General features: G+C 40.4%; 11 protein-coding genes and 1 riboswitch. Of the genes, 6 read left to right on the top strand and 5 right to left on the bottom strand.

Annotated features, from left to right (window positions below; all coding sequences use genetic code 11):
• Positions 1 to 163 precede the first annotated feature (163 nt).
• Positions 164 to 4,855 (top strand): WxL domain-containing protein, encoded by a 4,692-nt coding sequence (locus IGJ46_RS12410; protein ID WP_218391326.1) that lies wholly within the window; start codon positions 164 to 166, stop codon positions 4,853 to 4,855.
• 194 nt (positions 4,856 to 5,049) lie between these two features.
• Here the strand turns inward: IGJ46_RS12410 and IGJ46_RS12405 are convergent, their stop codons facing one another.
• The 4 genes from IGJ46_RS12405 to IGJ46_RS12390 form a co-directional block, all read right to left on the bottom strand.
• The gene (locus tag IGJ46_RS12405; RefSeq protein ID WP_002396786.1) at positions 5,050 to 5,193 is read right to left on the bottom strand and encodes a putative holin-like toxin; all 144 of its coding nucleotides are present in this window, start codon (positions 5,191 to 5,193) and stop codon (positions 5,050 to 5,052) included.
• A gap of 227 nt (positions 5,194 to 5,420) precedes the next feature.
• Positions 5,421 to 5,555, bottom strand: coding sequence for a putative holin-like toxin (locus IGJ46_RS12400; RefSeq protein WP_153829595.1), 135 nt, complete (start codon positions 5,553 to 5,555; stop codon positions 5,421 to 5,423).
• Positions 5,556 to 5,679: 124 nt separating this feature from the next.
• Complete coding sequence (pepG1, locus tag IGJ46_RS12395; RefSeq protein ID WP_002389461.1) at positions 5,680 to 5,823, bottom strand: type I toxin-antitoxin system toxin PepG1; 144 nt, start codon at positions 5,821 to 5,823, stop codon at positions 5,680 to 5,682.
• A 270-nt stretch (positions 5,824 to 6,093) separates the two neighbouring features.
• Positions 6,094 to 7,710: a phosphatase PAP2/LCP family protein gene (locus IGJ46_RS12390; RefSeq protein ID WP_002372620.1), complete on the bottom strand. Its 1,617-nt coding sequence runs from the start codon at positions 7,708 to 7,710 to the stop codon at positions 6,094 to 6,096.
• A gap of 91 nt (positions 7,711 to 7,801) precedes the next feature.
• Positions 7,802 to 7,968: riboswitch (M-box (ykoK) riboswitch) on the bottom strand.
• Between the two features lie 428 nt (positions 7,969 to 8,396).
• On the opposite strand from IGJ46_RS12390, the gene IGJ46_RS12385 reads away from it, so the two are divergent.
• Positions 8,397 to 9,035: a lytic polysaccharide monooxygenase gene (locus IGJ46_RS12385; RefSeq protein ID WP_002378863.1), complete on the top strand. Its 639-nt coding sequence runs from the start codon at positions 8,397 to 8,399 to the stop codon at positions 9,033 to 9,035.
• 263 nt (positions 9,036 to 9,298) lie between these two features.
• On the opposite strand, the gene IGJ46_RS12380 is transcribed toward IGJ46_RS12385, so the two are convergent.
• Positions 9,299 to 10,291: a biotin--[acetyl-CoA-carboxylase] ligase gene (locus IGJ46_RS12380; protein ID WP_002358973.1), complete on the bottom strand. Its 993-nt coding sequence runs from the start codon at positions 10,289 to 10,291 to the stop codon at positions 9,299 to 9,301.
• A gap of 138 nt (positions 10,292 to 10,429) precedes the next feature.
• Between IGJ46_RS12380 and IGJ46_RS12375 the strand changes: the two genes are divergently transcribed.
• The 4 genes from IGJ46_RS12375 to rpoB all read left to right on the top strand — a co-directional run bounded on the left by IGJ46_RS12375 (position 10,430) and on the right by rpoB (position 15,608).
• Positions 10,430 to 10,645, top strand: a complete 216-nt coding sequence (locus IGJ46_RS12375) for a zinc ribbon domain-containing protein (RefSeq protein WP_002354768.1) — start codon at positions 10,430 to 10,432, stop codon at positions 10,643 to 10,645.
• 406 nt (positions 10,646 to 11,051) lie between these two features.
• Positions 11,052 to 11,282: a type II toxin-antitoxin system PemI/MazE family antitoxin gene (mazE, locus tag IGJ46_RS12370; RefSeq protein ID WP_002354773.1), complete on the top strand. Its 231-nt coding sequence runs from the start codon at positions 11,052 to 11,054 to the stop codon at positions 11,280 to 11,282.
• Positions 11,282 to 11,623, top strand: a complete 342-nt coding sequence (locus IGJ46_RS12365; RefSeq protein ID WP_002354774.1) for a type II toxin-antitoxin system PemK/MazF family toxin — start codon at positions 11,282 to 11,284, stop codon at positions 11,621 to 11,623. Before mazE ends, IGJ46_RS12365 begins: the two co-directional genes overlap by 1 nt.
• 370 nt (positions 11,624 to 11,993) lie before the next feature.
• The gene (gene rpoB, locus IGJ46_RS12360; RefSeq protein WP_002389470.1) at positions 11,994 to 15,608 is read left to right on the top strand and encodes a DNA-directed RNA polymerase subunit beta; all 3,615 of its coding nucleotides are present in this window, start codon (positions 11,994 to 11,996) and stop codon (positions 15,606 to 15,608) included.
• Positions 15,609 to 15,611 lie beyond the last annotated feature (3 nt).

Below are 15,611 nucleotides of genomic sequence, written 5' to 3'. Positions count from 1 at the left end.
GTGCTCTTCCGCCTTGGTATAATAGGAATCATTGGAAAAGTCACTTAGCTGTAGCAAAATTTAAAATTTCAAGGCCGCCTTTTTTTGATAGAATAATGGAGAAAATTAAAAGGTTTACATATAACAATTAACAATAAAACCAATACATAAAAAGGAGAATAGCATGAATCAAAAATGGCAAAAGTTACTTACAACCGCCTTGTGTTGTTCCTTATTGATAAGTTCACTCAATGGCATCTCAGTACTCGCCGAAACAATGGTTGTTGAAAATGAAACAACCACTGAAACGGGAGAAACAACGGCAAGTGAGGATACCGCTACAAGCGACTCATCGTTAAACGCTAGTCAAGAAAATGAAACAGCCAACACAGTTGCTTCATCAGAAACAACCACAGAACCAGAGACATCAGAATTACCTCAAAAGATGATAGAAGAGCCGCAACTACCATCGGCAGAGGACCAGACTGAAGCAACAGCCGATACAACGACAGCGGCTGTTGAAGCGACTCAGGAGGAGCCGACAAAGCGAGAAAATCGTGCAGTTAAAACGGCTGATATTCCAGGGAAAACTTATAAAATGGCCTTTATTGATGAAAATGGGTTGTTTATTGATCCTGCTAAAGTGACGTTCACAGCCGATGTCACGAAAGTAGAAAGAAAATCAGGTACTCAGACAAAGGTGGGAACCATTACAACTAGTAATCTAGGGAATTTCAAGATGTTGACGGTGCCGAAAGTTACACTTCCTGATGATGACGCCACAGAGGACTACGGTTTTTCGGGACTAACCAATCACAAAATTACGTTGCCAGGGCAATATGCTGCCCCCAAGACAACGCCTAATAATTTTTATAAAGGACCAGACACGACAACCTTTCCTTTGGCTGTTTCCCGTCAAGTAACTATAGCTACTGGCAAGGATTATAGTACATACACAACAGGGGAACGTTTTAATATGTTTACTACGGCAACGCCTAAGCAATTTAGTTTGCGAACATATTCTTGGGTCCCTGATCCTCAAAAAGTCCAATTTTCTGCTGCTTACAATATGGCCACGACTGCAGGTGAAAATAATTATTTAATAACCGATGATACGATTTATTATTATGTACCCAATAGACGAGTTAGTATTTATTATAATGACATGACATCGACAGTTTTGCCAACCTATCCGACAGGCTATAACGCAGCCCTTTCGAAAACGGTGGTTGAGTCAGACAATTTTCACTATAAAGCCCCAAAAGAATTTCCAAAAACCTATTCTTCTGGGAATCGTCACTTCCAGTTTAAAGGGTGGTATAAAGGATCCGCTCGACCAGATCCTAAAGCCGTTAAGTTGGAAACCACATTGACACCAGAATTTGATGTTACTTACGATGGTAAAGACAATGTGTATGTTTTTTATGAGGAATTAGAAGAAAAGACAACGACAATCCCGGAAATCACTTATAGCTTTGGGTTTGTAGATGAAAAAGGCGCATTAATAGCGCCAGCGAATTTCGGGATGCAGACTAATTTAACATCGATCATGAACGGAATAGCGAAACAAGTAGGAACAGCAACAGGTGTTAATAGTGGGAATCTGAAAAAATTAACCATTCCTAGTCAACAATTAACCTACACGAAAACGATAAATCCTGCCTTTTATGGTAGTACTAATTTTCGCTTAACAATCCCTAAACAATACAAGCCACCAACAGTAACATCTGGGCCTCATTATACAGGCTCCAGTACGGCTTATCCTGTTGCAACAAAAAGAATGCGTTTTGTGGACAGTACGATAGCTGACATACGGGTGGAGACAGATGGCAAATATTATAGTTTATATCCTACAACGACAGCCAATCAGTATCGACTGTACTACACTTCTTGGATAGAGGATACGACCAAAACGAGATTTGATTCTATTTTGACTAGTACAAATACAGAAGTAAGTGTGCCAAATTACTATACAACCGATGATACGATGTATTATTTCTTAGAAAATCGGCGCATCACTGAAAATTTTGTAGATGAGAATGGTACGAAGATTACAGCACCGACAGGATTTACTCAGGGAAAGCAAACAGTCATTGACAGCGACACCTACCATTTTAAATTGGCGCAAGAATTACCTTATAGTTACTACGCGAATGACAAAGCCTATCGTTTTAAAGGCTGGTATAAAGGGAAAACACAACCTCAAAATTTACAAACCACACGAGTGCCGGAATATGATGCCTCCTATGATGATAATGATGATTTAACAATTATATATGAAGAAATTAAATATGGCGGCAATACCGTGCAGTTTGGGTTTGTTGGAGAAAGTGGGCAATTACTCAATCCTGCTGACTTTAAAGTCACCACAGAGGTAGTTCAGATTATCGATGGCGTTAGCACGGTTTTAGATAATATTTCGGCAACGGATCAAACAGGAAACTTAAAAGCCATGACAATTCCACAAAAACAGTACACGTTGACGAATAGCTCGAACTTTTATGGTACAAGGAACTCGTTTATTGAGATTCCTAAATACTATAAGAACCTTTCGTTTCAAAAACCTTCTGGGTATCAAGGACAAGAGTATCCGTTAGCAGGACGAGTAGAAAGGACTTTTGCTGGTAATCCTTATACAGAAGGCGCAAATCCTGTATATTTCACAGTAACGAAGAGTCAGAACCAACGTTATAAACTCCGTGAAATATACTGGGATGATAATCCTGAAAACCTTTTCTCAAGTTTATATAAAACAACACTTATAAGAAATGATAATTCGTTAGCTGGCGTGGAAATGTTTCCTGAAAGCACGTTATATTACTATCTTGTTAATCGCCGTGTAACTGAAAATTTTGTGGATGCATCTGGAACGAAAATTACGCCGCCAACTGGGTTCACACAAGGGAAACAAACAATCATTGATAAGGATAATTTTACATTTACTCAGGCAGGTACGTTGCCTTTTATGTACAAAGTCAATAATCGGCCTTATGTCTTAAAAGGCTGGTATAAAGGCAAAGAAAAACCAGACAAACTAAATGAAATCACCAGAACAAATCGAAATATTAGTTATCCAGTGACTTATGATGACCAAGATGATATCACTATAGTATATGATGAATTTAAGACGGAAGACAAAACGATTAATTTTGGTTTTATCAATGAGACGGGTGACTATGTAGCACCAAGTAATTTCAATATCCGCACAGATATGTCTCAGGTAGTGGGTGGTTTACAAAGCAAGTTGCAAACTATTACCGCGTTACCAACTGGTGATTTTCTACAGTTAAAGATTCCAGCTGTCAATATTGTGGGAAGTTTTACGTCGGATGAAGAGCTTTATGGAACACGTAATAGCATCGTGACAATTCCTAAGTATTATAAAACGCCGACTATAACCCCGTCGAGTAAATATAATGGTCCGAATTATTCTGGGGTTACGGGAATAATTGCGTATCATAATACGAAAAATAGTGCAGAATTTACTGAAAATCGTTTACAAGTGACACCAATTGCGGGGTCTCAAACGGATTACCGGTTTCCTGAAGTAGGGTGGCAAGGGGAAACCACTCGAACAACCTTCTCTTCTCTTTATAAAATGGATTATAATAGTACAGTGAGCGGGGTGACTGCCCACACAGAAATATACGCAACAGGGACAGTAAATTACTATTTAGAAAATCGGCGCATCACTGAAAACTTTGTAGATGAGAATGGTACGAAGATTACAGCACCGACAGGATTTACGCAAGGAAATCAGCTGGTAATGAACAGTGAAACGTATAAATATACCGCTGCAAAAGCGTTGCCGAAAACCTACCAAGTCGGAGAAAAAACCTATGTATTCAAAGGCTGGTACAAGGGGAAAGAAACAACAACACCTTTAAAAACAACAACAACACCAAGCTTTACTCCAACATTTGATGAGAATGACGACATGACCGCTGTGTATCAAGAAGCGGTCCCTACAGCAGAATTAACGGTAAAAGGTTCCGCTGACATAGTCGAAAATGGCACGACAATGGATCACTGGGAAGTGCTGTTAAAAAATACGGGAGAAGCCCCGTTGACGACCATTAAAATCAAACCAACGGCGACATGGGCCGCTGGCATCAGCCCGCCCAATACTATTTTTGTGTTAGGTACAGGGCAGAATGCTAAGGCCTACCCAGTTACGAAAGAACAGTGGGCAGCAGGTTTTTCTCTGCCATTAAATACGCCCTTACCAGCAGGCGGACAGTTACAAATGAACTTATTAGGAACCGCCGTTACAGGAAATCCTGGTCAAGTTTTAACCGCTGAAGTTGAAGTAACGGGCAACTTTGGCAGCTTAATCGCCAAAGATACGGTCCGTATTAAAGACCTAGACCAAGAAATAACTAATCCTGACGGCGACGGCTTCATTAGTACGCCAACATTTGATTTTGGCAAATTAGCGATTTCAGGAAGTAAGCAACAATATGGTTTGAAAAAAGCCGCTGATTACTACGACAACGGCACACGCAATCCCTATTTACGCCTGAATACTAGCCAAGACAACTGGAGCTTAACGGCGCAACTGTCGCAACCAAAATCAGCGACAGACAGCCTGCCGACAACGACCCGCTTGTTGCTAGGAGCGGCCGCTGCTGCCGGCTTTACCGATTACAACCAACCAACAGAAACCAAGACGCCGCTTGGCAAGACTGGCACCGTGAATTTAACCGCCGACAATACCGCAACAGCGGTGGTCGCGAACCAACAGTTCACAGGTAGTGACGTCTATCAGTTGGACTTCACGTTTGCTAACATCAAACTAGAAGTGCCCGCCAATCAAGGCATGTCTGGCCAACAATACCAAGCCGCCGTCACTTGGAATTTAGTGACTGGCCCATAAAAATAAAAATGCCCGAGCCTCTTATTTTTCTAAGGCTCGGGCATTTTTATTGATGGTCTTTTGAGGGTCGTTGTGCTATAATGGTAATGAAAAGAGAGGTATGCGACAACATACCTCTCTAGTGTAGAGCCGTTTCAGACGGTAGCGATTTTTAGTGATTTATAAAAAATAACCGTGCTCGCTAAAGTTGACGGTTATTTTTTATTGTCTTCTTTAACAGCCTCTAGGATTCCGAAGATTAACGTTGCGATAAAAGAACCGAAACTAATCATCAGAGCTAAAGCTTCTGCGATAGACAAAAGGCCTCTCCTTTCATAGATTTTAGTACTTACATTCATAAGCACCACCTTTCAGATTGGATAGCCGCCGCTATAACTTCTCTACAATTTTATTATACCATGTAGGGCTAAAAAATAATTAGTTTCCAACATGTTTTTTTAGGTAATTGTGCTATAACAGCAATGAAAAGAGAGATATGCGCCAACATACCTCTCTGATGTAGAGCCGTTTAAGACGGTGACCTTTTTGATTATTTAAAAATAACCGTACTGGTCAAAGTAGACGGTTATTTTTTCTTGTCATTTTTAAGCAATTTCACAATCAGCGCAATCAAAGCAATGGTAAACATACCAAACCCTAGGATCGTCTGAATTGTTTCATATGTTGTACAGTAAACGATATTTTTATTCGTATTTTTCAGAGAAATATGCTACAATAGAGACGAAAAGAGAGGTATGCTCTAACATACCTCTCTAGTGTAGAGCCGTTTAAGACGGTGACCTTTTTAGTTACAAAAAATAACCGTACTCAGTCAAAGTAGACGGTTATTTTTTCTTGTCATTTTTAAGCAATTTCACAATCAGCGCAATCAAAGCAATGGTAAACATACCAAACCCAAGAATTGTCTGAATTGTTTCATATGCTGACAAAAGGCCTCTCCTTTCTCTAAATTTCGGAAATACGTGCATACGCATCACCTCTCTTTCAGATTGGATAGCCACCGCCATAACTTCTCTACACTTAGATTATACCATGTGAAACAAAAAAATAATTAGTTTCCAATATATTTTTTTAGGTAATTGTGCTATAACGGTAATGAAAAGAGAGCTATGCGCTAACATACCTCTCTGATGTAGAGCCGTTACTAACGGTGACAAAAATTAATATTTTTGAAATGACCGTCTAACTAGCCAAAGTAAGCAGCGCCCCTTTCATTAAGGGGCGCTGCTTTTTAGTCGTTATTGCGATTGTTCAGTGTCTTTCGTAGAGAGGTTCATTTGTTCTTTAATAGCATTTTCGACACGTTGGCGTTCACTCTCTTCAACAAGTTGATAAGAAATACCTTCAATCCCTGTCACGCCATCGCCAGTGTAATCGTAGCCTTTTAATTGATCGGTTTCAATCGTTTTTAGTGCGGGGGTGTATTTTTTTAGCATCGCCATCATTTGGTCAAAGGACAAGTCGGTTTCGCCATGCTCGCCGATTACGTCCAGAATTTCTTGATATTTTAGCAAGCTGTTAAAAGAAAGTAGCTTGTTGGTTAATTCGATTAAAACTTCTCGTTGGCGGCGTTGACGACCATAGTCGCCTTCGGGGTCTTCGTAACGCATGCGCGCATATTGTAAAGCTTCCCAGCCCCCTAAATGCTGTTTGCCTTTCGGATAATGAATCCCTTCAGCGTCAAAAGCAAAGGCATTGTCAACAGTGACGCCGCCCACCGCATCGCCAAGGTCCTTCATAGCATCCATATCAATTGAAAAGTAATGATTGATTGGGATGTGTAAGACATTTTCAACCGTTTTAATTTGCATATCGGCACCACCGAAAACGTGGGCCGCATTGATTTTATTGTATTCGCCATTGGTGCCAGCCATTTCCACATAGTAGTCACGCGGGATGCTAGTGATGGTAGTTTTTTGTAATTGATTATTCACTGTAACCACCATCAAGGCGTTGGAGCGGTAATCGGTTTTGCGTTTTGAGTCATTCGCAATTCCCATAATTAAGAAACTAACCGGCTCACCTTTGGCTAAATCGGGACTCTTCGTGGAAGATTTTCTTGGTTTATACATGGTGTTCGCCGTTTTTTGCAAATTACGATACATGCTGACGCCGTAAGCCGAAACAGAAAGTGTGCCTAAAAATAAAAGAGTTAAACTGAAGACCACGAATAAACTTTTTCTTTTACGAGAATGGCGGCGCCGGCGTTGTGTCGGTACTTCTGCTTCCTCTGGTTCAGGTGCCGGCAAATAACGTTGAACAATTTGAAATGAAAAGTTGATCCAGCTATAACTTAGGAGCATCCCAGCGATGACATCACTAGGATAATGAACGCGTAAGATTAAGCGACCTAACACAATCAAAACTAAATAAGTGAGTAAGAAAATTTTGATGCCTTTGGTTTTTTCGACATGAAGATAGGCCAAAATGATCAAAATCGTACAGACTAGCGCCATTGCTAATAATGAATGTCCGCTGGGAAAGCTAGCAGAGCTCCGGTCAGCTAAAGCGCCTAGGTTTGGTCGAGCCCGACCCACCACATGTTTAAAAACGCTCCCTAAAAAGCCGACAGCTAATAGGTTACTGACAGCCCAAAAGGCTAGGATTTTTTCTTTTTTGCGTAAAAGGTATACCATCAATAATAAGAAGAATAGCAGCATTGGTCCAATTGTGGCTGTTTTTGCTAACAGATTGACCGCTGTTAAAAGTGGGGCATTTAATTGCCATTTGATGTGATAAATAGCTTCGTCCATTTGTTGAAACCAATTTGGACTAGCCGCCACTAACAAAGTGAGGAAAGTAAAACCAAGCGTTGTTAGGGCATAAAGTGGAAATTTTTTATTCGATGTTTGCATGAGAATCCCTTTCTTTTTCCCTTGAAAGAGTAGACTAAGCCAGCATCGATCGTAAATAAGCGCTTGCGACTAAACAGGACACAGCAAGCCAATCGGTTCTCATCGTCTGAGCTTTAGCACTATCCAACGTAAAGATTTCTCTTAGCTATTTTTAGAAGAGCCTTAATTCGACCATTCCTGTTTTACACATTGGTGTCTTTCGACATTTCTGCGCAATAGCCTATGTTTGGATAGGAGCCTCACCTAACAAGGTTATTTTATCTAACGCTAGAAGTATAGAATTTATGCAGCGGTTCTCACAATGAAGTTTAAGAAAATTTATTGTTTTTTAAATAAATTTAAAGGTGTGGGGAAGTGAAGCAGTTAAAAAAACAGTACTTGAGCATTCTAAAAAAAAAGTGTACAAGGCTGTTCTCGGTTAACCGCTATAAATAGTTGGTGTTCAATAATGATAAATTAAAAAACAAACATTTTTTATAAGAGTGCTATAAGTTTTTCTCAGTAAAAAAGGCGGACAGTTGCTATTGAATTGCTAGTTCATTTAAAATAAATATGTCGACAATAATTGTGCACAAAGTTGATGGTCGCTATCGAAAAAGTAAAAATGATGTTGTGGAGATTTTATGTTTCAGTTGATTAAGATTACATGTTTTTTGAAGGGTTTTGCTTATAAGGGAGCGATATACATGAAAAAAATGATGTTATTCATAATTGCAGTAGGCGCAACGATGATCAGTGTTTTTGCTTTAGGAGATGCACAGCAGAGTTATGCACACGGCTATGTTGATAGCCCAGTCAGTCGAGTCAAAAATGCGGAAGCAAACGGATTTGGATGGGGACCTGGTCAAGACAGCTCACAGCCAGAAATTATCACGACACCCCAAGGAATTGAAGCGCCAACTAAATTATTAGACACGGGTCAATTAAATGGAAGGTTGCCTTCAGCTGGCTTAGCAAGCTATTCCAAACTAGATGAACAAACAGCCACTCGTTGGGTAAAAAGTAATATAACAACAGGAGAGAATAATTTTAAATGGGTGATGACGGCAAAACATAAGACCAATCGTTTTAGATACTATATGACGAAACCTGGATGGAATCCTAATGCACCATTAACGATGGACGAAATGGAATTGATTGGCATAGTAGGGCAACCAATCGGTCAAGATTTACCTCCTGGTCAAGGATTTATGGTCAATGATACAGAAACACACAGAATAAAGATTCCCGCTGATAGGAAAGGATACCATGTTATTTATGCCGTTTGGGATATCAATGACACGATTAATTCATTTTATCAAGCGATAGATGTTAATGTTCAATAATCAGGTATCAAGATAATGCGGCTGAGACAAAAGTGCTTAGCGCCAAGAACCAAGTAGGTTCTGTTCATCATCGAATCACTACGTTCTTCGTGATTCTTAACACTTGGAAGGATTAAGATATGCCGAACACTTGTGTGAGAAAGTCAATTTCGACTTATTTCCGAAGGGGCTGCTTTTGTTCAGCTGATTATCTTCAGAAGTAGAAAGTGGGACATCAGTCAAAACGACTGATGTCCCACTTGCTTTTTTCTAAACTTCCCCACTTATCCTCGACGCCATTCACCAATCTGGTCCAAACTAATTTCCCCAGAAGACAACGTTTTGGCCGTGCCATCAGGCAACTGGACAATCAATTCTCCATTTCCATTAATGGTTGTCGCAACGCCGCGGAAGTCTTGCCCGTTTTGGGTAAAAGCGACGTCTTTGCCAATCACAAAGGAGCGTTGTCGGTATTCTTCTAAAAAGTCTTTCGTTGAACGTTCGTCTAAAATTTGATAAAAATGATTCCAAATGTTGGCGACTAATTCATTTCGCGTCGCCGTCGGTTCACCATCTGGGAAAAGAGAAGTCACTTTCTGCCGAATGTCCTCAGGAAATTCGGTTTCTGTAATTGAAAAATTAATCCCCATGCCGATGATGACATTGGAAATCTGCCCTGTTTCCACATTGCTCATGGCTTCCGACAAAATCCCGCAAACTTTTTTGCCATTTAAATAAAGGTCGTTGACCCATTTAATTTCTGTGTGAACGCCTGCCAGAGCATCCATTGCTCGAGCGACCGCTACGGCCATAATCACAGTATATTGGGCGATTTCTTCAAAATTTTGGTTCGGTTGAAGCACCATGCTCATGTAAATCCCTTTACCTGGCGTAGCGAAAAATGGTCGGCCGAACCTGCCCCGCGGCATTTCTTGCATGTCAGCAACAATCAATGTATTGTCGGGCGTCTGGTCTAAAATCGCCCGCTTAGCATCGGTCATGGTAGATTCAGATGTTTCTAGGACGGTAATTGTTAAAGGCGGTGTTTGTGGCCATAATGCCAACTGAATGCCTTCTGCAGAAAGGACATCTGATTTTTCAAGGCGATACCCCTTATTTTGCACGCTAGTAATTTGATAGCCATCTTTTTTCAATTCATTAATTGCTTTCCAAATAGCTGTGCGAGATAAGGACAGACGTTGTGCCATCTCTTCGCCCGAAAGGAATGCGGGCGTTTGTTTCATCAATAAAGTTAGGACTTGGCTTTTTGTCGACATATTTTTTCCTCCGATTCGTTATGCTTATTGTAGCGGAAAGGAAAAGGCTTGGTCAACTAGTGAAAAAATCCATCTTAGGATGGAGGAAAATGAAGCAGGCGTTTGCTATACTTGTTTTATTGAGAAGGAGTGAGGGGAATGGAAAAGCAACAATATGTTTGTGAGAAATGTGGCAACATGCACTATGTGTCGGACCAATTTCAAGCAACAGGTGGGAACTTTGCGAAAATTTTTGATGTTCAAAATAAAAAATTTATTACAATTAGCTGTACCCAATGCGGCTACACCGAACTTTACCGCAGCCAAACAAGCGGCGGCATGAATGTCCTAGACTTTTTATTAGGTGGCGGTTAGTCAAAAACGAATGCATCTTTGCATTCGTTTTTTTGTGTGAAGAGGAAGATAGGGGAAAAGGAGGTCGGGCCAGAAGCGTTTAACTCCGAGAACCAAGTAGGTACGATGATTTTATCTGTTCATGCTTCACAGTGAAACATCGCAACTCTTAGAGCTGTAGCTCTTTTGAAGGCTGTACTGTGACGAGACGCATGTCGAGAAAACACCTTAGAAGTTGTTGAGATCGGAGCAACGCCTAGTGTTGCTTCTGTTCCCGCCGTTTATCAGTTTTTGAGCGTGGAGCAAAAATCCAAAGTGATCTTTGTCCCACACGCATTATATAGTAAACTCAGTCACATTAAGTGTGATTTAAAATTCTTTCCATCATTGCAAAGGCATAGTATAATGAAGCGAAGGGAGTGATTTCATGCTAACAACTAAATCAAGAAGACAAGGAAGCTCGGTCGTTTTAACTTTACCCACTGATAATGGTAAAAAACCAAAAGTCGACCAAGAATATATTGTGATGTATTCTGACGACGGTACAATTACATTAGTCCCTAAAATTCAGGATCCATTTAGTGAAGGCCCAGAAGGTGAGTATTATGAAAAAGATGAGTGGCATGATCTTGCACCTGAGGGGAGAGAACTTTTTTAATGAACGTTGAAAAGAAGTACATTCCCAAAAAAGGAGATATTGTATGGATTGATTTTGATCCTGCTGCAGGTAAAGAAATTCAGAAGAGACGCCCTGGTTTAGTCGTGTCAAGATATGAATTTAATCGGAAAACCATGTTTGCTGTGATTTGCCCGATTACTTCCACCATTAAAAATATTCCCACTCGATATACGTTGCCCGATGACATAGAAACCCAAGGACAAGTAGTGATCTCACAACTGAAATCTTTGGACTTCACTGAAAGAAAATTAAGTCAAATTGAGCATTTGCCATTAAAAGATATGGCGAAAATTGACCAAATAATTGAATATATTTTCTAGTTGTTGACAAAATGCGTAATTATTTATTACGCATTTTTTCATTAAAACCCTTTACAAAAAAACTCCTTTTTATGAAAAAGAAAACCTTAAAGAAACCCTTGACTTTTCTAGACAAAGGTAGTAGAATCTATAGAGCAAAAACTATCTGAAAGTGACGAAGCAGGAGCGAAATATTGTCCGTTCCGGTTTTTTATAGGAAAACAAAAGTAGAAACGCCAGAAAATTTTTCGGAAGCATGTTCTATTTTTGGTTTTTTTTTGCTTAAAAACTGCAAAAAATGCTTTTTGTTACATATATTTAATATATGTAACGTAAATGTAATTTTTCGGATCGGTGTTTTGATAGACTTATAACTAGAGGGGTGAAGAGCTTGGCTGGACACGTAGTAAAATACGGAAAGCATCGCGAACGTAGAAGTTTCGCACGTATCAGTGAAGTATTGGAATTACCAAATTTAATTGAAATCCAAACAGACTCTTATCAATGGTTTTTAGATGAGGGACTTCGTGAAATGTTTGAAGACATTTTACCAATTGATGATTTCCAAGGAAACTTATCCTTAGAATTTGTTGACTATGAATTAAAAGAACCAAAGTACACAGTAGAAGAAGCCCGCGCACATGATGCCAACTATTCTGCGCCATTACATGTAACATTACGTTTAACTAACCGTGAAACAGGTGAAATTAAATCCCAAGAAGTATTCTTCGGCGATTTCCCATTAATGACAGAAATGGGTACCTTCATCATCAACGGGGCAGAACGTGTTATCGTTTCCCAATTAGTTCGTTCTCCAGGTGTTTACTTCCATGGAAAAGTGGACAAAAACGGCAAAGAAGGTTTTGGCTCAACAGTCATTCCTAACCGTGGTGCATGGTTAGAAATGGAAACAGATGCGAAAGACATTTCTTATGTTCGGATTGACCGCACACGTAAAATTCCTTTAACTGTGTTAGTTCGTGCTTTAGGTTTCGGTTCAGATGATACCATCTTCGAAATTTTCGGCGACAGCGAAAGCTTACGCAACACAATTGAAAAAGATTTACACAAAAACGCAAGTGATTCTCGTACAGAAGAAGGCTTGAAAGACATTTATGAACGTCTTCGCCCAGGCGAACCAAAAACAGCAGATAGCTCACGTAGCTTGTTAACTGCACGTTTCTTTGATCCAAAACGTTATGATTTGGCAAACGTTGGTCGCTACAAAGTTAACAAAAAATTAGACTTAAAAACACGTCTATTAAACTTAACCTTAGCTGAAACGCTAGTTGATCCAGAAACTGGTGAAATCATTGTCGAAAAAGGCACAGTTTTAACACACCAAATCATGGAAACATTAGGCGAATACATTGACAACGGCTTAAACAGCGTAACTTACTATCCAAGTGAAGATGCGGTAGTAACTGAACCAATGACGATCCAAGTGATTCAAGTTCTTTCACCAAAAGATCCTGAACGTATCGTAAATGTGATTGGTAACGGCTATCCAGACGACAGCGTAAAAACAGTTCGTCCAGCAGATATCGTTGCTTCAATGAGCTACTTCTTCAACTTAATGGAAGATATCGGCAATGTCGATGACATCGACCACTTAGGTAATCGTCGTATCCGTTCAGTAGGCGAATTATTACAAAACCAATTCCGTATTGGTTTAGCCCGTATGGAACGTGTGGTTCGTGAAAGAATGTCTATTCAAGACACAGAAACATTGACACCACAACAATTAATCAACATCCGTCCAGTGGTAGCAAGTATCAAAGAATTCTTTGGTTCTTCACAGTTATCACAGTTCATGGACCAAACAAACCCATTAGGTGAGTTAACCCATAAACGTCGTCTATCAGCCTTAGGGCCTGGTGGTTTGACTCGTGACCGTGCCGGTTATGAAGTTCGTGACGTTCACTACTCTCACTATGGTCGTATGTGTCCAATTGAAACGCCTGAGGGACCAAATATCGGGTTGATCAATAGCTTATCTAGTTATGCGAAAGTGAATAAATTTGGTTTCATCGAAACGCCTTATCGCCGTGTTGATCGTGCGACAGGCCGTGTTACTGATCAAGTAGATTACTTAACAGCAGACATCGAAGACCATTATATCGTAGCGCAAGCGAACTCACTTTTAAATGAAGATGGCACATTTGCCAATGATGTTGTTATGGCGCGTCTACAAAGTGAAAACTTAGAAGTTGCCGTAGACAAAGTTGACTACATGGACGTTTCACCAAAACAAGTAGTCGCAGTCGCAACAGCATGTATTCCTTTCTTAGAAAACGATGACTCCAACCGTGCCTTGATGGGTGCCAACATGCAGCGTCAAGCGGTGCCGTTAATTCAACCACGCTCTCCGTGGGTAGGTACAGGTATGGAATATAAATCAGCCCATGACTCAGGTGCTGCTTTACTATGTAAACATGACGGTGTCGTAGAATTCGTCGATGCCAAAGAAATTCGCGTTCGTCGCGACAATGGCGCATTAGACAAATATATGGTTACAAAATTCCGTCGTTCTAACTCAGGAACAAGCTACAACCAACGCCCAATTGTTCACTTAGGTGAAAAAGTCGAAAAAGGCGATACTTTAGCGGATGGACCTTCTATGGAAGAAGGCGAAATGGCTTTAGGGCAAAACGTCTTAGTTGCCTTCATGACATGGGAAGGTTACAACTACGAGGATGCCATTATCATGAGCCGTCGTTTAGTTAAAGACGATGTCTACACTTCTGTGCATATTGAAGAATATGAATCAGAAGCACGTGATACAAAATTAGGACCTGAAGAAATTACCCGTGAAATTCCAAACGTTGGGGAAGACGCATTGAAAGACTTAGACGAAATGGGGATTATCCGCATTGGTGCTGAAGTTCAAGATGGCGACTTACTAGTTGGGAAAGTCACACCTAAAGGGGTCACAGAATTATCTGCAGAAGAACGTTTATTACACGCAATCTTCGGGGAGAAAGCCCGCGAAGTTCGTGATACGTCTCTCCGTGTACCTCACGGTGGCGGCGGTATCGTTCATGATGTGAAAATCTTTACTCGTGAAGCTGGCGATGAATTATCACCAGGTGTCAACATGTTAGTTCGTGTCTATATCGTTCAAAAACGTAAAATTCACGAAGGAGATAAAATGGCGGGACGTCACGGAAATAAAGGGGTTGTTTCCCGTATTATGCCGGAAGAAGATATGCCATTCTTACCTGACGGAACACCTGTTGATATCATGTTGAACCCATTAGGGGTACCTTCTCGTATGAATATCGGACAAGTACTTGAATTACACTTAGGTATGGCTGCTCGCCAATTAGGTATTCACGTCGCAACACCTGTTTTCGATGGGGCAACCGATGAAGACGTTTGGGAAACTGTTCGTGAAGCTGGTATGGCTAGCGATGCTAAAACAGTTCTTTACGATGGACGTACAGGTGAACCATTTGATAACCGTATTTCCGTTGGTGTCATGTATATGATTAAATTAGCCCACATGGTTGATGACAAATTGCATGCTCGTTCAATCGGACCTTACTCTCTTGTTACGCAACAACCGTTGGGTGGTAAAGCTCAATTCGGTGGACAACGTTTCGGGGAAATGGAAGTTTGGGCACTGGAAGCTTACGGTGCTGCTTACACATTACAAGAAATCTTAACTTACAAATCTGATGACGTTGTCGGACGTGTGAAAACATACGAAGCCATCGTTAAAGGTGAACCAATTCCAAAACCAGGTGTGCCTGAATCATTCCGAGTATTAGTGAAAGAATTACAATCACTTGGTTTAGACATGCGTGTCTTGGACATTGAGGAAGCTGAGATTGAGTTACGCGATATGGACGATGACGATGATGATTTAATCACCGTTGACGCACTAACCAAATTTGCGGAACAACAATCAGCGAAACAGCTGGAAAAAGAAGCAGAATCAGTCGTGAAAGAAGAAGCACAAGACGTTGTTCAAGAAATTGAAACAGCCGAAGACAGAGACTAATTT

This window comes from Enterococcus sp. AZ120 (assembly GCF_050546165.1).
In the GTDB taxonomy this organism is placed as follows: domain Bacteria; phylum Bacillota; class Bacilli; order Lactobacillales; family Enterococcaceae; genus Enterococcus; species Enterococcus faecalis.
The sequence above is the reverse complement of the archived record's forward strand: the minus strand, read 5'-3'. Positions and strand labels throughout refer to the sequence as shown.